Raw genomic sequence first — 20,539 nt, 5'->3', positions numbered from 1 at the left:
AGTAGGTCGCCCTCACCCTGACGGAGGAGCCCTCAGCGACCCAGGAGGCGTGCTCTGACGCTGCTGGCTCAGTCGGCGAACACCGACCAACAGATGTCGTCGCGCCGAGCCTGATCCTCGACGACGAGGGCAGACAGGTGCTCGGGGACCTGGGCCCGTTGCCAGTCGCGTTCCGCGCGGCGCACGTGGGGATCGTGAGGGTGTGCCGCCTGGACCGCCCTGATGGCGTAGGCGGCGGCCCCGAGGTCGTGCTCGGCGACGTGCCCGACGCAGGCGGCCTGTCCGGCGGCGTAGGCAGCGAACCGGGCCGGCCCGCGCAGCTCCCGGGCGGCACCCATGGCATGACCGCCCGCCGACCTGGCCTGCATCATCCCCACGCCGCCGGCCGCCCACGAGCGAGTGGCGGTGATGGCGTCGCGGGGTCTGTGGTCCTCGGGCAGCTGCTGCTCGAAGAGATGGAGCACGTGTTCGGCGCACTCGGCGGCCCAGAGGGCGAGGAGGGCGTGATCGGTGTCGGTCAGGAGTCCGCCGCGCCTGACTGTGATGAGACGAGGGTCACGCACCTCGGGGAGGATCATCGGCCCCCTCCTGTCACCGACAACCCCTCGTGGCCCTGCTGTCTCGTCGCCTCGTCCAGGCGGGAGCGCAGCCGGTCCAGCCCACCGCGGATCATGTCCCCGTAGCCGTCCGCAGGAAGGTGGCGCCCTTGCCGCAGCCCCGCCTCGAGCTCCGCCGTGGCCTCCGGCAACCGTCCCTGACGGAGGTATCCGTCGCCGAGGTTCAGATGGAGGCTCGGTGCCATGCCGGCGGCCGAGGTGATCCCCACAGGCGCCAGGTCGGCGTCAGCGACATGGGCGTACTCGGACAGCGCGACCTCGTCCCACCGCACCTCGTCGTCCAGATGGGGCTGCAGGTCGGCCAGGTAGTGCGCGACCACGCACCGGTGCGCATGGTCGCTCTCGCGCGTCCCCGCCCAGGCGCTCAGGAGGCCTTCACGGCCGGTCTCCCGGTCACCGCTCAGCGCCAGTCCCACCGCCGCCAGGATGTCGTCCCACTCAGCCATGGGTCCACGCTAGATCCGACCCTCTGACAACCCGCGAGGTCGTCCCGGCTGCGCCGTCGAGGTCGTGACAGACGTCAGCCCCGGCCGGGCGACGCCGCTGCCATGCTGAGACGCATGACGGACAAACCAACCTCGGTGCGGGTGGCCGACACCGCTAGGGTGGGGCCACCGCGGGCCCTGGCCCCGGACCTGGCGCGGGGCTTCATGCTGCTGCTCATCGTGCTGGCCAACATCCCGTGGTTCCTCCAGGGCGCCCCGCACGGGTTGTCGGTCGGCCACCCGGTCGGCGCGACGGGGGTGGACCGGGTGGTGCAGACGCTGATGATCGTGCTCGTCGACGCGCGGGCCCTGCCGATGTTCGCGCTGCTCTTCGGCTACGGGATGGTGCAGTTCGCCCGTGCGCAGGAGGCCCGGGGGACGCCTGTCGCAGGCTTCCGGGCCATGCTGCGGCGCCGGCACGTCGCGCTGCTCGTCATCGGGGTGCTGCACGCGGCGCTGCTCTGGTACGGCGACGTGCTCGGGCCATACGGGATCCTCGGGCTGGTGCTGGTGCCGCTGCTCTTCTGGCGCAGCACCCGCGCCATCAGGATCGTCCGTGGCGTGCTGGTCGGTCTGCTCGCGGTCTTCGCCGCGCTGTCGGTGGTCTCCGGCGTGGCGCTGCTGTCGGTGCCGCAGGAATCGTGGGACACGGCGATGTGGATGCCGGCGACGACGGACGCGAACGGCATCTCGTCCTACGCCGCGTCGGTCCTGCCGCGCCTGGGCGAGTACGTCTTCATCCTCGGGTTCAGCGTCTTCTCGCTCAGCGTGCCGGCCGCGATCCTCACCGGGTGGCTCTGGGCGCGGGAGGGCGTGCTGGACCGGCCCACCGAGCACCTGCCCCGGTTGCGCCGCACCGCGGTGGTCGCTCTGCCCGTGGCCTGGCTCGGCGGTGTGCCGCTCATGCTCGTGCACACCGGCGTCTGGCTCACGCCGGAGCTGAGCTTCATGGTCATCGGCGTCCAGATGCTGACCGGGCTTGCCGGGGGCCTCGGGTATGCCGCGGTCTTCGGCCTGGTGGCGGCGCGCCTGCAGTCACGGGTTGGGGCTGAGGAGCGGGATGCCGCTGGCGCCAAGGCGGGATGGGTGGCCGGGGCTCTGGCGTCGGTCGGGCGGCGGTCGCTGTCGGCATACCTCTGGCAGTCGGTGGTCATGGCGCCGCTGATGGCGGCCTGGGGGCTCGGCCTCGGCGGGCGGATCGGGTCGGCGGGTGCGGCGGCGGTCGCGATCCTCATCTGGCTGGCGTCGGTGGGGTGGTGCGCCTGGCTGGACCGCGCCGGCCGGCCGGGCCCGGCGGAGGTGGTGCTGCGCCGGGTGACCTACGCCGACCGAGGTCGTTCCGTCGCCCCGGTCGGCGAGGCGCGCTGACGTTCCCGTCTGTCAGGCGACGAAGATGCAGAACGGGTGACCGGCCGGGTCGGCGTAGACGTACAACGGTTCGTCCGGGTCGTCGGTGCGGTCGAGGAGGAGCTCGGCGCCCAGGTCGAGAGCCCGTCGGTGCTGGGTCTCGAGCGCGTCACGGTCCGGCACCGTCAGGTCCAGGTGCATCTGCGTCGGCACGTCGGGCCTCGGCCACGTCGTCCGCTCGAGGCGGTCGACCTCCTGGAAGGCCAGGGTGCGGTCGCCTTGGGCGTCGGTGAGGACCAACCAGTCGGCGTCGTCATTCTCGTCCACCGGGGGCTCGTCGCCGGGCCGGTACTGCAGACCGAGCAGCTGGCGGTAGAACTCGGCGAGCTGTCGCACCTCGGGGGTGTCGAGGACGGTATGCAGCAGCTGCGGGTAGTCGGCCATGACTTGGAACGTAGCGGTCCTGGACGGGGGCGGCACGTCGACCGACGTGGCAGAGTCGCGTCATGCGGCTGAGGGTGCACTGTGAGGAGTGGGTGCTGGGTGATCGCGGCTACGGGGTGGCCGTGGGGGACTCGTTCTCGGAATGGTTGGTGCTCGACGATGACGAGGGTCGGACCGCCGAGCTGCGGGCGACCTACGAGGCACTCGTGACCCCGCTGAAGCCATGGGAGGGGTTGGCGTTGGGCTATCACGCCTACCGCCTGGACATCGGCCCGGTCCCGGTCTACTGCGAATGGGCCGAGGAGATGGATCCTGGTCCTGGGGTGGTGACCGGGGTGCTGTCGGTCGACACCTATGTCGCCCCGCCTGACTGGCCGAAGACGACGGGGGTCGTGGTCCGGATGTGGACCGAGCACCGCCGGTACGTCCAGGACCCCGCTGGGGACGGGACGTGGGTGTTCGAGTCTCCGAGCGGACGGTACGAGGAGGTCGAGCAGTGTGTCTTGAGTCGTGATCGAGGCCTCTTCCCTCGGGGACGTCAGGCAGAGCAGCGCACCGGCGTCCTTCTCGAGATCGACGTCGACCTCGCTGGTGAGTCCTCCCTCGGCTGATCGTGCGCGCTGGCGATGCCGCAGACGAGCGGTCCGGGGCATACGCGCGAGGAGTGGTGACTGCCGGAGAGGACTGAGCGGCACACGGTGATGCTCTCTCAGTCGCAGGCCCGCTTCGCTTCGCTCGCCCCCGCACGGAGGACGAACTCCTCTTGGTGTCCGACCTCGTCGGTGAAGACGAGGGTGGTCTCGTCGACCCGGGTGATGGAGCCCGTCTGTTCCGGGTTGTCCCAATCGTCGGGCGGGTTCGCGGAGCCGTCATCGAGCGGTACTCCGGGCCTAGACGTCGTTGAGGCAGACCCAGCGAGCCCGGTCCTCTGGTACGACTAGATCTGGCCACCGAGCCGCGTACTGGAAAGCCTTCTCCTCATAGACGTACTCGGACGCCAGCCTCCGGAGTGTGGACGCACGTGCATCGTGACCATGGCGGCGAGGCCAAGCAGGTGAGGTGTGACTGCCACCGGGAGGGCTGCTCGGGCGCGGTCAGCCGACAGAGGTGGGGCAGCCGCTCAGCCTCAGCCGAACACTTCCTCCACGGTGACCGACTCCATCCCGAAGGCCTCCGCGACGGCGCCGTAGGTGAGTGAGCCGGCGTGCGCGTTGAGCCCCTTCGCCAGGGCGGCGTTGTCGCGCAGTGCCTGCTCCCAGCCCTTCTCGGCAAGCTGCACGGCATACGGCAGGGTCGCGTTGGTCAGTGCCCACGTGGACGTGTGCGGCACCGCACCCGGCATGTTCGCGACGCAGTAGTAGAGCGAGTTGTGGACCGGGAAGGTCGGGTCGGCGTGCGTCGTGGGGCGGGATCCCTCGAAGCAGCCGCCCTGGTCGATCGCGACGTCGACGAGGACCGAGCCCGGCTTCATCGTGGCGACCATCGCGTCGGTGACCAGCTTGGGCGCTTTGGCTCCGGGGATGAGCACGGTGCCGATGACCATGTCGGCCTCGGGCACGAGCTCGGTGATCGTCAGGTTGTTGGAGGCCAGCTGCTTGACCTGGTTGTCGAAGCGCCAGAAGAGCGTGCGCAGCTTGTCGAGATCGGTGTCCAGGATAGTGACGTCGGCACCCATGCCGAGCGCGATGTTGGCGGCGTTCTGGCCCGCGACGCCCCCGCCGAGCACGAGCACCTTGGCGTTGGCGACCCCGCCGATGCCGCCCATGAGCACGCCTCGCCCGCCCTGCGCCTTCATCATCGTGTGCGCCCCGACCTGCGGCGCCAGGCATCCCGCGACCTCGGACATGGGGTAGAGCAGCGGCAGCATCCCGCTGGGCAGCTGCACCGTCTCGTAGGCGACCGCCGTCGTGCCGGCCTCGACGAGGCGCCGGGTCAGCGGCTCGTCGGCCGCGAGGTGGAGGTAGGTGAAGAGGAGGAGGTCGTCGCGGAGATAGGCGTACTCGCTCTCGATGGGCTCCTTGACCTTGAGCACCATCTCCCCGGCCGCCCATGTGGCGTCCGGGCCGTCGACGATCGTGGCGCCCTGTGCGGCATACTCCTCGTCGCTGATCGAGGAGCCGAGCCCCGCGCCCTGCTGCACGAAGACCTCGTGCCCGCGGCGCACCAGCTCGTGCACCCCCACCGGGGTGATGGCCACCCGGAACTCGTTGTTCTTGACCTCGGTTGGCACGGCGATCTTCATGAGCCCACTATGCCGCCCGAGGGTGGGTCGGCGCACCCCGTCTCGCGCGGTCGCCACCGGTGCCCGCCCGACCTAGGCTCGGAGTCATGTCCTCCCCTCGCGTGACCACATGACCGCCCTGCTCTGGCTGCGCCGCGACCTGCGCCGCGGCGACCACCCCGCGCTGCTCGCGGCCCGCGACGCCGCCGACGGTGGGGTGTGCGTGCTCTTCGTCGTCGATCCCCACCTCTGGGAGCGCGGCGGACCGGTGCGTCGTGCCTGGTTGGCCGCCAGCCTGAAGGCCGCGCAGGAGGACTTCGAGGGGCGCCTGGTCATCCGGCACGGTGACCCGGCCACCGTCGTGCCCGCCGTCGCCACGGAGATCGAGGCCTGCTCGGTGCACGTCACCCGCGAGGTCACCCCGGCTGGGCGTCGACGTGACGAGGCGGTCCGGGATGCCTTGTCCGACAAGGACATCGACTGGGTCGAGACCGGCACGCCGTATGCCGTCGGGCCGGGTCTGGTGCGCAACGGCTCCGGTGACCCCTACAAGGTCTACACCCCCTTCCACCGTGCCTGGCACGAGCACGGCTGGCCCGAGCCCGCGGCATACCCGCGCTCGTTGGAGCTGATCGAGGTCGACGGCCACCAGAAGGCGCTCGACCTGCTCGACGTGGCCCTGCGCGAGGACGATCTGCCGACGATGCCCGAGGCGGGGGAGAAGGCGGCCCTGGCACGTTGGCGCGACTTCCGCGACGAGGCGCTGGACGACTACGACGGCGACCGCGACAGGCCGGCCAAGGACGGCACGAGCCGGCTCTCGCCCTACCTCAAGATCGGCGCGATCCACCCGCGCACGATCCTCGCTGACCTCGCCGACAAGCGTTCGCAGGGGGCGCAGACCTTCGAGCAGGAGATCGCCTGGCGCGAGTTCTACGCCGACGTGCTGCTGCAGAACCCGCGCAGCGCGTGGGCGGACCTGCGCGACGCGCTGCCCGGGATGCGCTACGACGAGCCGCAGGACGCGATCGAGGCGTGGAAGGAGGGGCGCACCGGATACCCGATCGTGGACGCGGGGATGCGTCAGCTGCGCGAGGTCGGCTGGATGCACAACCGGGTGCGGATGATCACCGCGAGCTTCCTCACCAAGGACCTGCACGTCTGGTGGCCGACAGGAGCCCGGTGGTTCCTGGACCGGCTCGTCGACGGCGACATCGCCTCCAACAACCACGGCTGGCAGTGGGTCGCCGGGACCGGCACCGACGCCTCGCCCTACTTCCGCGTCTTCAACCCGGTGACGCAGGGCGAGAAGTTCGACCCGACCGGCGACTACGTGCGGCGCTGGTTGCCCGAGCTGCGTCACCTCTCCGGCAAGGCGGCGCACCAGCCGTGGAAGGCCGACGACGGCTACGCGCACGACTACCCGGAGCGGATCGTCGACCACGCCGAGGAGCGCAAGGAGGCGCTGAGCAGGTATGAGGCCGCTCGCCGGTGAGAGACGGGCAGCCCTGCGGTGGGCCTCTGCTTCGGGGTTGTCCGGCGGTTTCGTCCGGGGCCGCCGACGGCCGGTTGGACCCCCTCTGGATCGGCAGAGAGTCGTCGGACGCCTCGGGCCGAGAGGTCTGTCAGACCTCGCCCCTAGTGTGTGAAGCATCGGACGAGGACGCCGGTGAGGATCACCAGGGGGTGAGGGACGATGGGTGCAGCAGTCTCGGCGGTGCCGCTGCCACGGCAGGGTCCGCTACCCACGCCGTCGGTGCTGTTGCGGGCGGTCGCGGGGCTCACCCAGCAGTTGCAGGAGGTCGGCACGGCGCTCTCGCAGGAGGAGCGGGTCGCGCTCCTCGCGGGTCTCGAGACGCTCAAGTGTGCCGCCGAGGGGGCGCAGGCCACGTTGACGGTCGACCTGCACGAGCAGGCGGCGCGCGACCGGGAGGCTGGGGAGTCTGAGCTCGGGCACCGCCGACGCGAGCGTGAGGGGGTCACGCTCGAGGTCTCCGTGGCCCGGCGTGTCTCGCCGCACCGCGCCCGCCGCCTCATCGACCTCGCACGCGCACTCGAGGAGGATCTCCCACACACCCGTGCAGCGCTGTCCGAGGGGCGGATCAGCGAGTATGCCGCGAGTCTCGTGCACTCCGTCACGGCGCCGCTGACTGCGCAGGACCGCCGGGTGGTGGACGAGGGCCTTGCCCCCAGGCTCGGGACGATGTCCGAGCGCAGGCTGGAGAAGGCGGCGCAGTCCTTGGCCTACGAGGTGGATCGTCGCAGCTACCTCGAGCGGATGTCGCGGGCCACCCAGGATCGCTTCGTCAGCGTACGGCCCGCACCCGAGGGGATGACCCGGTTGTCCGCGCTGCTGCCGCTGGCCGAAGGAGTCGCCGTGCACGCGTCGTTGCTGGCGCATGCCAAGGCCGCGAGAGCCGGCGGTGACGAGCGCACCCAGGCCCAGCTCTGCGCTGATGAGCTGGTGCGTCGGGTCACGGCTGTCGACCCGCACCGTGAAGGTATGCCGGTCGAGGTCGGCCTCGTCATGACCGACGCCGCGCTCCTCGCCGAGGCCGATGACCCGGCGCGGGTGCCCGGCTTCGGTCCGATACCCGCTCCCGTGGCTCGACGACTCGCCCTGACCGGCTCGACCCGGCCGCGACGCGTGCCCGGGACAGCGGAAGGGAGTCACGGGTCGGCGCAGGCAGATCCGAGCGGCTGGCCGTCACCAACCCAGAAGACGTGGCTCCGCCGCATCTTCCTCGATCCGGTGGACGCCACGGTGACCGAGGTGGACCGGCGCAAGCGGTTCTTCGACGGCGGTCTGCGTCGGCTCATCCTCACCCGCGACCAGCAGTGCTCCATGCCCTTCTGTGACGCGCCAATCGCGGCCGTCGACCACCTCGTTCGTGACCGCGACGGCGGCCCCACCTCGGTCGACAACGGTGCGGGTGTCTGCGAGAGCTGCAACCTCGACAAGGAGGCCGAGCAGCTGAGGACCGACCCGGTGCGCCGGTTCGACGGCGGGCGGGGGGTAGCGGTGCACACCCGCTACGGCCAGCGCAGGACGACCTCCCCGCCACCGGTGCTGGACACCTCCGCCGACCTGGTCGCTCGCCGGTATGGCGGGCAAGACCCGTGGTGGCGAGGCAGTGGGCAGCGAGCGCGGCCGGCGGCGGGCTCCGGGGGTTCCGTGAGCTCCGGCGCAAGCGTGAGCTCCACCGCATCCGTCAGGTCAGGCGCATCCGTCAGGTCAGGCCGGGCGGGCGGCTCGAGCAGACCAGGCAGTGTAGGCAGCCCAGGCGGCTCGAGCAGATCAGGCAGTGTAGGCAGCCCAGGCGGCTCGAGCAGATCAGGCAGGGTCGGCAGCCCAGGCGGCTCGAGCAGATCAGGCAAGGCAGGGAGGCCCGGGACCCGGGCCAAGCCCGACGACGAGCCGTCCTGATCGCGGGGCAGGGGCTTGCGCGTCACCGTCCTGCTCTCCCGAAGAGGTCGGCTGCGCCGTCGAGGAGCGGCGCCTGCCGTCCGCCGCTCCTCCGCGGCCTGCAGTGACGTCCTGCGGCCCGCTGGTCAGTCGGTGAAGGCCTTGGCCAGCGCGATCATCCGCGACCGGAAGTCGTCGGAGGCAGGCGCGTGGTCTGCGGCCCGGACGGCGTTGAGCACCAGCCTGACGAAGGTCCAGGCCCGCACGCGGTCCTCGTCCAGCCCGGCCGCCTCGGTCACGATGTCCGCGCGCAGGCGGGCGTGGGTGCGCAGGTTGCTGGCCCGTGCGGCCTCGTCCGCCCGGTTCCAGACGATCGGCGCGACGGCGTAGGCCCACTCGCCGCTGACCGGTTTGGGGTCGATCGCCACCCAGCCGCGTGGCGGACTGCCCCCCGGACGGTCGACGTCCGACGCATCGCTACGGGAGTGGTCGTCCTCCAGCGGTGCCAGCACATTGAGGTCGTGGAGGTCCTCGTGCACCAGCCGCGCTGCCGGGGCATCGGCAAGCAGGCCGGGCAGCGTCGCGGCCGCCTGCTCGGTGAGGCGTCGCGGCACGAGTGGCGTCATGGCCGAGAGCTGCCCCACCCATCGGCGCGCCATCGAGTCCACGGTGTCCACCCGGGGCAGGGCCGGCCGGTCGAGGTCCCGCATGAGGCTGCCGATGACCTCGCACGCCTCGAGCAGCGGCTCCGCACGCAGGCAGCGGTCGGCGTCGAGCCGCTCGAGCAGCAGCGCGCACGACACCGGCTCTGCCGCCAGAAGCCTCCGCACCGCGGCCGTCCCACGCACGCAGCGCGAGGTGTTCGTCTCTCGCCTCGGCGTGCGGCCAGGTCACCTTGAGCGCGGCCGGGTCCCCGGTCTGGCGCCGCACCGGGACGACGAGCGCGCATTCACCGTGCCGGCTCGTCCCGTCGATGCTCAGCCGCCAGTCGTGCAGCAGCGACTCCACCAGCCCGGGGAGCGCGCGCAGCCAGGCCGCTCCGTCGATCGCCGCGGGCAGCCCGGCCCGGTCGGGCAGCGCGGACAGCAGCTCGTCGGCAGGCCGGTCCTGGATCAGGGAGGTGAAGGACGGCGGGACGAGAGGCACGCGACCACCCTAGGTCGGCACCTCGGCACCTCGGCACCTCGGCACCTCAGTGCCGCCGCACGCCGTGCCGACCCTCGCGACCCGCGAACCCTTCCGTGTCGGTGCCTGGGGAGCCCGGGCTCACTCCGGGGTGTGCGGTGAGTCCTTGCGCGACACCATCTCCCGACGCTGCTCGGGGCTCAGCGCCGCGAGCTGGGCGACGACCTCGGCCGGGTGGCCCCTGACCTCCGGCGCCGCCGCGACGGGGACGGTCGTGTGGACGACCCGATCGGCATACACGTGGACGACGTTGACCGACTGGTGCGCGTCGACCGCCGAGGTGAAGCGGCCCAGCGGCGCAGGGTCCTCCAGGTAGCAGGTCGCCGCAGCCACGCTCACGGGGATCCCGGCGAATGTCGAGTGCGAGGAGAAGTGGAAGTGGCCGCCGAGGATGCTGATGACGTCGCTGCCGTCGAGGACGGCGGCGAGCCGGTCCTGCTCGAGCAGTTCGATGATCGCGGCGGCGGGCACCATCGGGACCGGGATCGGCGGGTGGTGGAGCGCGAGGAGAGTTCCGTGCTGGGCCGGCGTCGCCAGCACCTCGGCCAGCCAGGTCAGCTGCGCGTCCCGCAGCTCGCCGTGGTGGTAGCCCGGAACGGTCGTGTCGAGCGAGATCACGCGCAGCCCGTTGAGGTCGTAGACCGCGTCCTGCGGGTCGTCCTCACCGACCTCACGACCGAAGAGCTCGGCGGCGTAGGCGCGACGTTCGTCGTGGTTGCCCATGACCCAGACGATCTCGGCGCCGAGATCGCCCGCGATGGGCTCCACGAGAGCGCGCAGGTCCTGGTATGCCGCAGGCTCGCCCCGGTCGGCGAGGTCGCCGGTGACGACGATCGCGTCCGGCGCGGGGTCGAGGCGGGTCAATCGGTCCAGGGCCGCCCGGGCGTTGGCGGCGGTGTCGATGGCCCCGAACTGCAGCGCCCCTCCGGCCAGAAGATGGGTGTCGCTGACGTGCGCCACCGTGCGCAGCGGGGGAGGGTGTTGGCCGAACTGAGGTGTGCTCACCCGGTCAATCTACGGCTGGCCGTCGACCAGGACCAGGGACCACCCGGTGCCAGCCTCAGGACTCCTGCGACCGGCGGCTCAGCCAGCTCCCGACGGGCGCTCGTTGCTCCGTCCCCGACTCGGGAAGCTCAGCCCAGAACGGCCACGACCGCGAGAAGGGCGCCGAGCTGGGTGAGCACCGCGGTCGCGCCGAGCACGTCGCCCGTGACCCCGCCGAGCATCCGGGTCGCCCACGCGCCCACGGCGAGCGGGGTGACGCCGACGGCGACCAGTGCCGCCACCCCTGCCCACACGTCGACCGGCCAGAGCGCGAGTGTCGACAGCCCGGCGAGGCCGCTCGCCACCATCACCTGGGCCGGCAGGAGCCCGCGGACGAGCGGTCCGGCGGTGCCCTCCGGCCGCGCCGACGGCAGGCGCACCGCCACGACGAGCATCGCCGCCCGCGACAGGGCGCCGACCGACGCGAGGACGGCGAGGATCTCCCACCCGTCGAGCAGCCCGAGCAGGGCATGCACGACCCCGACCTGCAGCAGCAGCGCGAGCACCACCGCGGCGGCCCCGTAGACCCCGACCGCATGGTCCTTCATGATCCGCAACCGGCTCTCCCGGTCGTGCCCCCCACACCCGTCCGCGCAGTCGGCCAGGCCGTCGAGGTGCAACGCCCCGGTGAGCACGACCTCGGCGAGCACGGCCACCGTCGCCGCGACGAGGGTGGGCAGCAGCAGGTGGGTGGCCCACGCGACACCGCCGCCGACCGCCCCCACCGCGGCCCCCACGACGGGGAAGGCCCACGCGGCCCCGGCGAGGTCGAAGCGGCCCCGGCTGCGCACCGGCACCCGCGTGAGGAAGCTCGTCGCGTCGCGCAGCCCGTCGATCATGCCGCTCAGGTGTCCTGCGGCAGGCCGAGATCGGCCAGGTCGCCCATGTCCTGCAGCAGCGCGAGGGTGGAGCGGATGAGCGGGATCGCCAGGGCTGCACCGCTCGCCTCCCCCAGGCGCATCTCGAGGTCGAGCAGCGGGGTGAGACCCAGCTCCTCCAGCTGCATGGAGTGTCCGGGCTCGGTCGAGCGGTGCGCGGCGATCATCGCGTCGGCAGCACCCGGTGCCAGACGCCACGCCACCAGCGCCCCGGCGGTGCTGATGAAGCCGTCGAGCAGGGCGGGCACGCGGTGGGCGGCGCACGCCAGGGCGACCCCGGCGAGCGCGGCGATCTCGAGCCCGCCCATCGCCGCGAGCACGTCCCACGGGTCCTCGACGTCTCCGTGACGCGCGAGCACGGCGTCGACCATCTCCACCTTGTGCGCGAGCTCCTCACCCTGGACCCCGGTGCCGCCGCCCACGACCCGGGCGGGGTCGCGGTCGAGGATGCCGGAGGTCAGCACGCTGGCGGTGGTCGTGTTACCGATCCCCATCTCACCGAGCGCGATGAGGTCGGCGCCCCCCTCGATGAGCTCCTCGGCCAGCCGGATCCCGGTCGCCACCGCCTGCTCGGCCTCCGCCATGGTCATCGCCGGCCCGTCGGCGCTGTTGTCGGTGCCGGCGCGGACCCGCCGGTCCAGCACGGGGGCATACCTCGGGTGAACCTCAGGCGGCTCGACGACACCGAGGTCGGCCACGACGAGTTGGGCGTCGGCCTGGTGCGCGAGGATCGAGACCGCGGCTCGGCCGCTCGCGAAGGTCGTGAGCATCTGGGCGGTGACCTCCTGCGGGTAGACGCTGACGCCCGCCCGCGCGATCCCGTGGTCGGCTGCGCACACGAGGACGACCGGGGAGTCGACCCTCGGCGTCGTCGTGCCCTGGATGGCCGCGATCCGCGCCGCGAGTCCCTCCAGCCGGCCCAGGCTGTGCACGGGCTTGACCTTGCCGTCGAAGGCGCGGGCGACCGCCGCGGAACTCTCGTGGTCGGGGCCGCCGATCGCGGCGATCGTACGCTCGATCAGGGCGCGGTCAGCGCTCTGCCCGGTCTCGCTCATGCTGGTCAGTCCTCCAGAGGGTCGAGGGTGAGGGTGCGGCCGGCGACGACGAGCTGCGCCAGGTCAGCCTCCCGGGCCAGGACGGCGTTGACCCGGCCCAGACGGTCACGGTAGTCCCTCGACACCGGGTGCATGGGGACGATCCCCAGACCGACCTCGTTGGTCACGACGACGACCGCGCCACGGTATGCCGTCGCCCACCCTGCCAGCGCACGGGCCCGGTCGAGGGTGGTGGCCTCGTCGTCACCGTGCTCCATGAGGTTGGAGACCCACAGCGCCAGGCAGTCGACGACCACGCAGGCTCCGGGTTCGAGGGCCGCGCAGGCCCCGACGAGGTCGAGGGGGGCCTCGACGGTGTCCCACTCCTCGGGGCGTTCGGCGCGGTGGCGGGCGATGCGGTCGGCCATCTCCTCGTCGCGGGCCTGGCCGGTGGCGACGAAGACGACCGGCCGCCCGCTGCGCCCGGCGCGGCGCACCGCCAGGGCCGACTTGCCGCTACGGGCGCCGCCGGTGAGCAGGGCCAGGGTCATCGGTACCTCCGGGTGGTCGCGGTCATGACGTCCTCCGGGCGGTCGTGGTCAGCGTGTCCTCGGGGAGTCACGTCCATCGGTGTCCCCGGCGCGCGGTCGCGCGGTCGAGCAGCCACAGTGCCACGCCGGCCAGCACGAGGGTCCGCTCGACCCGGTCGACGAGCGCGCGCGCCCGGTCGATGTCGTGCGGGCCGGGGCGTGGACCGGAGCCGAGCCGGGGACGCTCCTCGTGCCGACCGGCATACTCCAGCGGGCCGCCGAGCTCGACGCCGAGCGCACCGGCCACCGCGCTCTCGGCGACCCCGGCGTTGGGCGAGGGGTGTGCCGGGGCGTCGCGCGCCACGACGGCCAGGACCTGCCTCCCGGAGCCGCCGGCCCCTCCACCTGCGGACCTGTGCACGCTTCGTGGACCAGGACGGCACATATGTCCTGCGCTCTGCCCCGACAACGGTGCACAGACCCCACCCAGGAGGCCACGCGAGCCGGCGTCCATCGCGACGAGGCCCGCGAAGAGCCGCGCCGGCACCCAGGCCATGACGTCGTCGGCGCGGGCGGCGACGGTGCCGAAGCGGGCATACCTCGCGCTGCGGTGCCCCACCATCGCATCCATCGTGTTGACCGCCCGGTGGACGAGCACGCCCGGCGCCCCGGCGACGAGCCCCCAGAAGGCGGGCGCGACGACGGCGTCGACGGTGTTCTCGGCGAGCGACTCGACGACGGCAGCGGCGATGCCCGCCTCGTCCAGCCCGCTCGGGTCGCGCCCCACCAGCCACGGGAGCCGCTCCCGTGCCCCGGCGAGGTCGTCCGTGAGCAGGAGTGCCTCGAGGTCCGCCGAGGTATGCCGCAGCATCCGCCCCGCGCTCGCGACTCCGACCGCGACCGCGAGGCCGGGGGTGCCCAGCCGGGCGAGGCAGCTGCCGGCGAGGGCGCCGAGGGCCGCTCCCGTCACGGCATAAGCAGCGCCCGCCCCGTGCCGGTCGGCATAGACCGATTCCTCGATGCCCCCCATCGCCGTGCCGAACCACGCGACCGGGTGCCAGGCGTCCGGGGGTTCGCCGAGCAGGCGGTCCAGCACCAGCCCGGCCGCCACGCCCAGGCCGCGATGCCCCAGGGTGCGGGAGGTCGGGGTGCGGGGTGCTGGGGTGCGTGAGGTCGGGCCGCGACGCTTCGTGGTGTGTGGTGCCAGCGCGCGGTGCACCACGGTGCGATGCGCCGACCAGGGTGAGCGCGTCACCAGACCACCCCGGGTCGCCCCGAGCCTCCGGGCCGCCACGGGTGTGCCGTGAGCCCGGCGGCCACGGTGGCGTGCACGGCGGCGGCGACCCGCCGACCCCAGACCGATCGGACGCCCGCGAAGGCCTCCGCCGCACCGTCCGACCTCGAAGGGTCGGGGCAGAGCACGACGACCGCGTCGCTGGCTGTGCCGGTGCCCGGCACGTCGGCCTGCACGAGCACTTGGGCCTTGGCCTCGGTGATGGTGCCCACCGCCTGGACCAGCGCGGAGACGCTGAGCGGGACGGGTGCGGCCACGACGAGGTTGATGGTGCCCGGAGAGGGAGGCCCGTGGTGCGCGGGCCCGGGATGCTCGCCCATGGTGCGCGTGCCCTGTGGAGCCGCGTCGCCGTGCTGGCTTCCTCCCGGTGGCACCGGCCACGTCGGCTTGGTCACGCCGACGGTCGCCCAGCAGCGCACCCCCTCGACCTCGGCGTGCTCGACCTGCCGCACGTCCGCGGCGGTGAGCAGCGTGGTGCCCGGACCGGCGAGTCCCAGCCCTGCGGAGCGCTCGGCGGCGTAGGCCGCCAGGTCGGTCCGACGGAAGTCGTCACCGACGTCGAGGTTGCTCACCCATCGAGGGTGGGTGAGCCCGCCACCGACCGAGGCCGAGCCGAGGGCCACCCACCCGTCGGGCACCTCCCAGACGAGGGCCCGGGCCTCGTGCTCGAGGCGGAAGCTCACCATCCCGGCCCCTCACCCGGTACGGCAGCGGTCTGCGTGAGCGCCAGCAGGGCGTCGACGTCGAGGTGCTGCTCCACCCAGTCGGCGAGGTGCTCCAGATGGGCGTCCAGCGCCTCGGCGTAGGGCACCGGCGAGGGCCGGAAGTCGCGCCCCCGGACCGTGGCGACCGCGCCGAGGAACGCGTGCCGCATCGTGTCCTCGTCGAGCACGCCGTGCACCGTCGTGCCGCGCACCCGGTGGTCCGTGCTGAGGCACCCCTCCTCGCCCGCCTCGTCGAGGCTGAGCCAGCGGGCAGCATCCTCCTGAGCGGTCACCCTGCCGAGGTGGATCTGGTACCCCGACACGGCAGACGACCCGCCCGCGACCCGCCCGACGACACGGCGCACCACCTTGGGCCGGGCGAAGCGGGTCGACACCGGGAGCAGACCCAGCCCGGGCACGACGCCGTCCCGAGGCGCGACCATCTGCGACGCCCGGTGGGGGTCGGGGGCAACCATCTGCGACGCTCGGTGGGGGTCGGGGGCGACCATCTGCGACGCTCGGTGGGGTGCGGGGGCGACCATCTGCGGCGCTCGGTGGGGGTCAGCCTCGATGCCGTCGTCCTCGATCTCCTCCCCGAGCATCTGGTAGCCACCGCAGATCCCCAGGACGTGCGGCCCGGCGGGGTCCTGCGCCAGGCGCACGATCGCCTCGGCGAGACCGCGCTCCCGCAGCCAGGCGAGGTCGGCGAGGGTGGCGCGGGTCCCCGGCAGGAGCACGAGGTCGACGTCGTGCAGGTCGCCCGGCCGCGTCGCCCACCTCAGCTCGACCGACGGCTCGAGCACGAGCGGGTCGAGGTCGGAGGGGTTGGCCAGGTGGGGCAGGGCGACGACGCCCACGCGCAGCGGTCGACCCTCGCCCGGCCCCTCCTCGGGCGAGGGCCGACCGGCTGCGCGCAGATCCAGGGAGTCCTCGACGCCGAGCATGAGGTGCTCGCCGAGGTGCGGCAGCACCCCGAGGACGGGTATGCCGGTGCGCGCCTCGAGGTCGCGCACGGCGGGGTCGAGCAGGGAGACGTCTCCGCGCATGCCGTTGAGGACCACCCCGCGCAGACAGGACCGGAGCCGTTCCGGGAGCAGCGCCCACGTGCCGAAGGCCGCCGCGAAGGCACCGCCGCGGTCGATGTCGACGACGAGCACGGCCGGCATCCCCGCCGCCGCCGCCAGCGGCAGGTTGACGACGTCCCGGTCGAGGAGGTTGGGCTCGGCCGCGCCTCCGGCACCCTCGGCGACGACCACCGCGTGATCGCGACACAGCGACGTGAGCGCCTCGAGGACGACGGGGCGCAGGGACCGCGCGCGGTCGCCATAGCTCAGGGCGTCGTCGACGCCGACCTCGTCCCCGAGCACGACGACGTGCGAGCGCATCCCGGACGGCTTGAGCAGCACCGGGCCCATGCGCCGGTCGGTGTCGACCCGCGCGGCCAGCGCCTGCATCGCCTGGGCGCGCCCGAGCTCGCCGCCGTCGGGGGTGACCGCGCTGTGGTTCGACATGTTCTGCGCCTTGAAGGGCGCGACGTCGACCCCGCGCCGGGCCAGGGCGCGGCACAGCGCGGACGTGACCGTCGACTTGCCGGCGCCGCTGGTGGCACCCGCGACCAGCACCGCGCCCATCTAGTAGTCGATCCCCCGCCGCGCGCGGATCCCCTGCTGGAAGGCGTGCTTGACCGGGACCATCTCGGTGACCGTGTCGGCGACGTCGATGACCGGCTGCGGCATCTCCCGGCCGGTGAGGAAGACGCTGACATCCTCGGGGCGCCCGCGCAGGACCTCGACGACGGCCTCGACCTCGATCCAGCCCCAGTTCATGGGGTAGGAGATCTCGTCGAGCATGATCATCCGGTGCTCGCCCGCGGCGATGAGCCCGGCGCTGAACTCCCAGGCGGCGACCGCCTTGGCGCGGCTCTCGTCGAGATCGGTGCTGTCCCAGGAGAAGCCGTCGCCCGCGCTGAACCACTTAACCCCGAGCTGACGCAGCATCGCCTCCTCGCCGGTCCGCCACGTGCCGGACTTGAGGAACTGCACGCACGCGGTCGGCCAGTCCCGCCCGCGGCTGCGCAGCAGGGTGCCGAAGGCGGCGGTGGACTTGCCCTTGCCATGGCCGGTGTTGACGAGCACCAGGGAGGGTGCGGAGCGCAGCTCGCGCCGGTCGTAGGGCCGCTTCGTGCGGGGCTCGGCGTGCTCGCCGGTGCCGGTGTCGTCGTTCACGAGGCCTCCGTGGTGTGCCGGGTGGGCAGGGGTGTCGGCGCCGAGGTCGGGGTATGCGGTGCGCGGGCCTCGGGGAGCACGATGAGGTGGCCGTCGAGCCGGTGGACCCGCACCGGGTGGTGGTAGACGCGGCTGAGCAGCGTCGGCTCCAGGACCTCCTGGGGCGTGCCGAGCGCCACCTGGGCGCCCCGCTCGAGCAGGAGGAGGCGGTCGGCATACCGGGCCGCCATCCCCAGGTCGTGCATCGCGGCGACGACGGTGAGGCCGTCCTCGCGGCGCAGCTCGTCGACCAGCTCGAGGACCTCGACCTGGTGGCCGACGTCGAGCGCGCTGGTGGGTTCGTCGAGCAGCAGGATCGGGCTCTGCTGGACCAGCGCCCGGCCGATGACGACGCGCTGCGCCTCGCCACCGGAGAGGCTGCGCACCGGGCGCCGGGCGAAGGACGCGAGCCCGAGGCGGCGCAGCACGTCGGTGGCGATCCGACGGTCCGCCCGTGACTCCATGGAGAGCCAGCCGAGGTGGGCGGTGCGGCCGAGCAGGACGTACTCGACGACGGTCATCCCGGGCGGCAGCTCGGGCGACTGCGGCATGAGCGAGAGGTCGGTGGGGCCGGGCGCGGTGCCGTCGCCCCGCTCGACGCTGCCGGTGCGGGGGACGAGCCGCACGAGGGAGCGCAGGAAGGTGGACTTGCCCGAGCCGTTGGGGCCGATGAGCCCGAGCCACTCGCCGGCCCGCAGGTCGAGGTCGACCCCGGCGACGACCTCGGTGCCGGCGAAGGAGACCCGGATGTCGCGGGTGCGCAGGGCGTGGGCGGGGGTGAGCGGGTGGGTCGTCATGAGTCGACCTTCCGGCGCCACAGCACGACGCAGAAGAAGGGGGCGCCGACGAAGGCGGTGATGACCCCGACGGGCAGCTCGGCCGGCGCGACGAGGGTGCGGGCGCCGATGTCGACCGTGGCGAGGAAAGCCGCGCCGAGGATGGCCGACAGCGGGACGATGAGGCGGTAGGAGTGGCCGACGAGCAGCCGCACCAGGTGAGGGGTCACGAGGCCGACGAAGGCGATGAGGCCGCTCACCGACACCGCCGCCGCCGTGATGAGCGTCGCCGCAGCGACCACGACGAGCCGCGAGCGAGCCGGGGAGAGCCCCAGCGCGCGCGCCTCGTCATCGCCCAGGCGCAGCACGTCGAGGTGGCGGCCGTGCAGCCACAGCACCGCCCCGGCGAGCAGCACGTAGGGCAGCAGCAGGGTCACCGGGCCCCAGCCGTGCGTCGCGAGCCGGCCGAAGAGCCAGGAGAGCACCTCGCGGGCGCGGGTCTCGTCGAGCCGGGTGAGGGCATACGTCTGCGTCGCGGAGAAGAGCGCCGCCATCGCGACACCGGCGAGCAGCAGCGTCGCCGGGTCGCGGAAGGACCCGCGCGCCACGAGCACCGAGCCGGTGACGGCGAGCACCGCCCCGACGAAGGCGGCCATCGGCAGCGCGGCGATCGGGCCCCACGCGAGGTCGAGCCCGAAGCCGAGCGCGAGCACCGCCCCCAGGCCGGCCCCGGCCGAGACCCCGAGCAGGTAGGGGTCGGCGAGCGGGTTGCGGAAGACCCCCTGGTAGCCGGCGCCGGCCATCGCCAGGCTGGCGCCGACGAGCGCCGCGAGGATGGTGCGCGGCAGGCGGATCTGCCACAGCACCGCCTCCTGTGCGGTGGTGAGCGTCTGCGTCAGCTCGATGCCGGGCAGGGCACCGACGAGTGCGCGGACGACTCCCTCGACCGGCAGCCCCGCCGCCCCCTGCGTGGCCGAGGCCAGGATCGCCAGGAGCAGCAGGGCCGTGCACCCGAGCAGCGCGGGCACCGAGAGCCGGAAGGCGCGGTCAGCAGCCTCGTCGAGCGCATCGGTGGGCGCGTGGGTGCGGGTCGTCATCGGGTAAGCCGTCTCAGCCGTTGGCGGGGACGCTGACCTGGCTCATCGCGTCGGACAGCGTGGTGACCAGCTCGGGCAGGCGCGGCCCCCAGCGGGAGGAGATGTCGGCGGAGACGGTGACGATGTTGCCGTTCTTCACGGCCGCGACCTCCGACCAGCCGGGGCGGGCCGCGACGTCCTCGGCGGTGTAGGACACCTGGTCGGTGATGACGATGAGCTGCGGGTCGGCCTCGATGATGGCCTCCTCGGTCAGCTGCGGGTAGCCCGTTCCGTCGGTGTCGGCCTCGTCGGCGATGTTGACCGCGCCGAACTGGCTGTAGACGTCACCGATGAAGCTGTTGCTGCTCGCGGAGAAGAAGGTCTCGTCCAGCTCGTGGTAGACCCGCAGGCCCTCGACGCCCTGCGGCGCCTCGGCGAAGGCGGCGTCCACCTGCTCGCGCAGGTCGGCGATGACCTCGGCGGTCTCGTCGGGGTGGCCGGTGGCCAGGCCGAGCATGGCCATGCCGTCCCAGCCCTCCTCGATCGTCGTGGGCGCCGGGTTGTCGATGACCGGCACGTCGAGCGCGTTGAGCGAGGAGGTGAGGTCGTTGGTGTCACCGGAGATGACGACGAGGTCGGGCTCGTAGCCCGCGATGGCCTCGACGTTGGGCTCGTAGCCCGACAGGTCGGTGGTCGGGGCCTCCTCGGGGTAGGTCGAGAAGGCGTCGGCCGCGACGACCTGGTCGCCGGCACCGATCGCGAAGAGGATCTCGGTGGCCGAGGGGGAGAGGGAGACGATCTGCTGCGGCTGCTCCTCCAGGGTCACCTCGCCCGCGGTGGTGTCGACGGTCAGCGGGAAGCTGCCCGGTCCGGCCATCTCGGACTCGGCGGCCTCGTCGGTGCCGGCGGTGCTGGAGTCGGACTCGCCCCCTGCGGCGGGGGTGTCCTCGGGGCCGGAGTCGGTGCTCTCGCCACCGCAGGCGGCGAGGACGAGGCCGAGCGCGAGGGCGCAGGCCAGGCGGGAAGTGGGACGGATGCTCATGGCGGTCTCCTGTCGGTCGAGGGAGGTTCCGCCCGAGCGACGGGACTGGTGTCCGTCGTCCGAACCGGCCCTAGGTCCTCGAGGGCATGTGGTCTCGGATCATCGGGCAGTTCGACCGGACTCGGTCACCTCGCGCCTCGTCGGGACGGGCGGGTGACTCCACCGTTGCGGGACAGTGCCGGGTTCTCACCG

Annotated in this window: 20 protein-coding genes; 4 read left to right on the top strand and 16 right to left on the bottom strand. The window is 73.0% G+C overall.

The genetic code is table 11. The features are described 5' to 3' along the window. Positions 1-68: 68 nt before the first annotated feature. Both FA582_RS15355 and FA582_RS15350 read right to left on the bottom strand, forming a co-directional pair. A complete protein-coding gene (locus tag FA582_RS15355; RefSeq protein ID WP_010146710.1) occupies positions 69-578 on the bottom strand; it encodes a putative immunity protein in 510 nt (169 codons plus the stop codon). After that, positions 575-1,063 (bottom strand): hypothetical protein, encoded by a 489-nt coding sequence (locus FA582_RS15350; RefSeq protein WP_010146709.1) that lies wholly within the window; start codon positions 1,061-1,063, stop codon positions 575-577. The genes FA582_RS15355 and FA582_RS15350 overlap by 4 nt, the downstream gene beginning before the upstream one ends. A 114-nt stretch (positions 1,064-1,177) precedes the next feature. On the opposite strand from FA582_RS15350, the gene FA582_RS15345 reads away from it, so the two are divergent. After that, positions 1,178-2,470 carry a DUF418 domain-containing protein gene (locus tag FA582_RS15345; protein ID WP_051125107.1) on the top strand — a complete coding sequence of 431 codons (1,293 nt, stop codon included), beginning with the start codon at positions 1,178-1,180 and terminating at the stop codon, positions 2,468-2,470. Positions 2,471-2,482: 12 nt separating this feature from the next. Here the strand turns inward: FA582_RS15345 and FA582_RS15340 are convergent, their stop codons facing one another. Further along, a complete protein-coding gene (locus FA582_RS15340) occupies positions 2,483-2,893 on the bottom strand; it encodes a VOC family protein (RefSeq protein WP_010146707.1) in 411 nt (136 codons plus the stop codon). A gap of 62 nt (positions 2,894-2,955) precedes the next feature. Here FA582_RS15340 and FA582_RS15335 point away from each other — a divergent pair, with 62 nt between their 5' ends. Further along, entirely contained in the window at positions 2,956-3,504 is a 549-nt protein-coding gene (locus FA582_RS15335) for a hypothetical protein (RefSeq protein ID WP_010146705.1), read from the top strand. Between the two features lie 515 nt (positions 3,505-4,019). Here FA582_RS15335 and ald read toward each other — a convergent pair. After that, complete coding sequence (gene ald / locus FA582_RS15330; protein ID WP_010146704.1) at positions 4,020-5,135, bottom strand: alanine dehydrogenase; 1,116 nt, start codon at positions 5,133-5,135, stop codon at positions 4,020-4,022. A gap of 109 nt (positions 5,136-5,244) precedes the next feature. Here ald and FA582_RS15325 point away from each other — a divergent pair, with 109 nt between their 5' ends. Both FA582_RS15325 and FA582_RS15320 read left to right on the top strand, forming a co-directional pair. After that, the gene (locus FA582_RS15325) at positions 5,245-6,609 is read left to right on the top strand and encodes a cryptochrome/photolyase family protein (RefSeq protein WP_010146703.1); all 1,365 of its coding nucleotides are present in this window, start codon (positions 5,245-5,247) and stop codon (positions 6,607-6,609) included. A 201-nt stretch (positions 6,610-6,810) separates the two neighbouring features. Beyond that, a complete protein-coding gene (locus tag FA582_RS15320; protein WP_147899868.1) occupies positions 6,811-8,541 on the top strand; it encodes an HNH endonuclease signature motif containing protein in 1,731 nt (576 codons plus the stop codon). Between the two features lie 125 nt (positions 8,542-8,666). Here FA582_RS15320 and FA582_RS15315 read toward each other — a convergent pair whose 3' ends face one another. The 12 genes from FA582_RS15315 to FA582_RS15260 all read right to left on the bottom strand — a co-directional run bounded on the left by FA582_RS15315 (position 8,667) and on the right by FA582_RS15260 (position 20,347). Continuing rightward, complete coding sequence (locus FA582_RS15315; protein WP_338093009.1) at positions 8,667-9,323, bottom strand: aminoglycoside phosphotransferase family protein; 657 nt, start codon at positions 9,321-9,323, stop codon at positions 8,667-8,669. A gap of 463 nt (positions 9,324-9,786) precedes the next feature. Next, positions 9,787-10,710: a metallophosphoesterase gene (locus FA582_RS15310; protein WP_010146699.1), complete on the bottom strand. Its 924-nt coding sequence runs from the start codon at positions 10,708-10,710 to the stop codon at positions 9,787-9,789. A gap of 128 nt (positions 10,711-10,838) precedes the next feature. Next, entirely contained in the window at positions 10,839-11,588 is a 750-nt protein-coding gene (gene cobS, locus FA582_RS15305) for an adenosylcobinamide-GDP ribazoletransferase (protein WP_010146698.1), read from the bottom strand. A gap of 5 nt (positions 11,589-11,593) precedes the next feature. After that, the gene (gene cobT / locus FA582_RS15300; protein ID WP_010146697.1) at positions 11,594-12,682 is read right to left on the bottom strand and encodes a nicotinate-nucleotide--dimethylbenzimidazole phosphoribosyltransferase; all 1,089 of its coding nucleotides are present in this window, start codon (positions 12,680-12,682) and stop codon (positions 11,594-11,596) included. A 5-nt stretch (positions 12,683-12,687) separates the two neighbouring features. Continuing rightward, the gene (gene cobU, locus FA582_RS15295) at positions 12,688-13,212 is read right to left on the bottom strand and encodes a bifunctional adenosylcobinamide kinase/adenosylcobinamide-phosphate guanylyltransferase (RefSeq protein ID WP_010146696.1); all 525 of its coding nucleotides are present in this window, start codon (positions 13,210-13,212) and stop codon (positions 12,688-12,690) included. Between the two features lie 67 nt (positions 13,213-13,279). After that, positions 13,280-14,446 (bottom strand): CobD/CbiB family cobalamin biosynthesis protein, encoded by a 1,167-nt coding sequence (locus FA582_RS15290; RefSeq protein WP_158640894.1) that lies wholly within the window; start codon positions 14,444-14,446, stop codon positions 13,280-13,282. Continuing rightward, positions 14,443-15,171 carry an adenosylcobinamide amidohydrolase gene (locus FA582_RS15285; RefSeq protein ID WP_051125101.1) on the bottom strand — a complete coding sequence of 243 codons (729 nt, stop codon included), beginning with the start codon at positions 15,169-15,171 and terminating at the stop codon, positions 14,443-14,445. The genes FA582_RS15290 and FA582_RS15285 overlap by 4 nt, the downstream gene beginning before the upstream one ends. Next, positions 15,165-16,820, bottom strand: coding sequence for a cobyric acid synthase (locus FA582_RS15280; protein WP_010146692.1), 1,656 nt, complete (start codon positions 16,818-16,820; stop codon positions 15,165-15,167). The genes FA582_RS15285 and FA582_RS15280 overlap by 7 nt, the downstream gene beginning before the upstream one ends. Further along, entirely contained in the window at positions 16,821-17,414 is a 594-nt protein-coding gene (gene cobO / locus FA582_RS15275; protein ID WP_010146691.1) for a cob(I)yrinic acid a,c-diamide adenosyltransferase, read from the bottom strand. It abuts the gene before it with no gap. Next, positions 17,411-18,250, bottom strand: a complete 840-nt coding sequence (locus tag FA582_RS15270; RefSeq protein ID WP_010146690.1) for an ABC transporter ATP-binding protein — start codon at positions 18,248-18,250, stop codon at positions 17,411-17,413. Before FA582_RS15270 ends, cobO begins: the two co-directional genes overlap by 4 nt. Further along, positions 18,247-19,326, bottom strand: a complete 1,080-nt coding sequence (locus FA582_RS15265) for a FecCD family ABC transporter permease (protein ID WP_010146689.1) — start codon at positions 19,324-19,326, stop codon at positions 18,247-18,249. Before FA582_RS15265 ends, FA582_RS15270 begins: the two co-directional genes overlap by 4 nt. A 13-nt stretch (positions 19,327-19,339) precedes the next feature. Next, positions 19,340-20,347 (bottom strand): ABC transporter substrate-binding protein, encoded by a 1,008-nt coding sequence (locus FA582_RS15260; RefSeq protein ID WP_010146688.1) that lies wholly within the window; start codon positions 20,345-20,347, stop codon positions 19,340-19,342. Positions 20,348-20,539 lie beyond the last annotated feature (192 nt).

Origin of the sequence: Serinicoccus profundi, from assembly GCF_008001015.1 — a bacterium.
GTDB classification, from domain to species: Bacteria; Actinomycetota; Actinomycetes; order Actinomycetales; family Dermatophilaceae; genus Ornithinicoccus; species Ornithinicoccus profundi.
The sequence above is the reverse complement of the archived record's forward strand: the minus strand, read 5'-3'. Positions and strand labels throughout refer to the sequence as shown.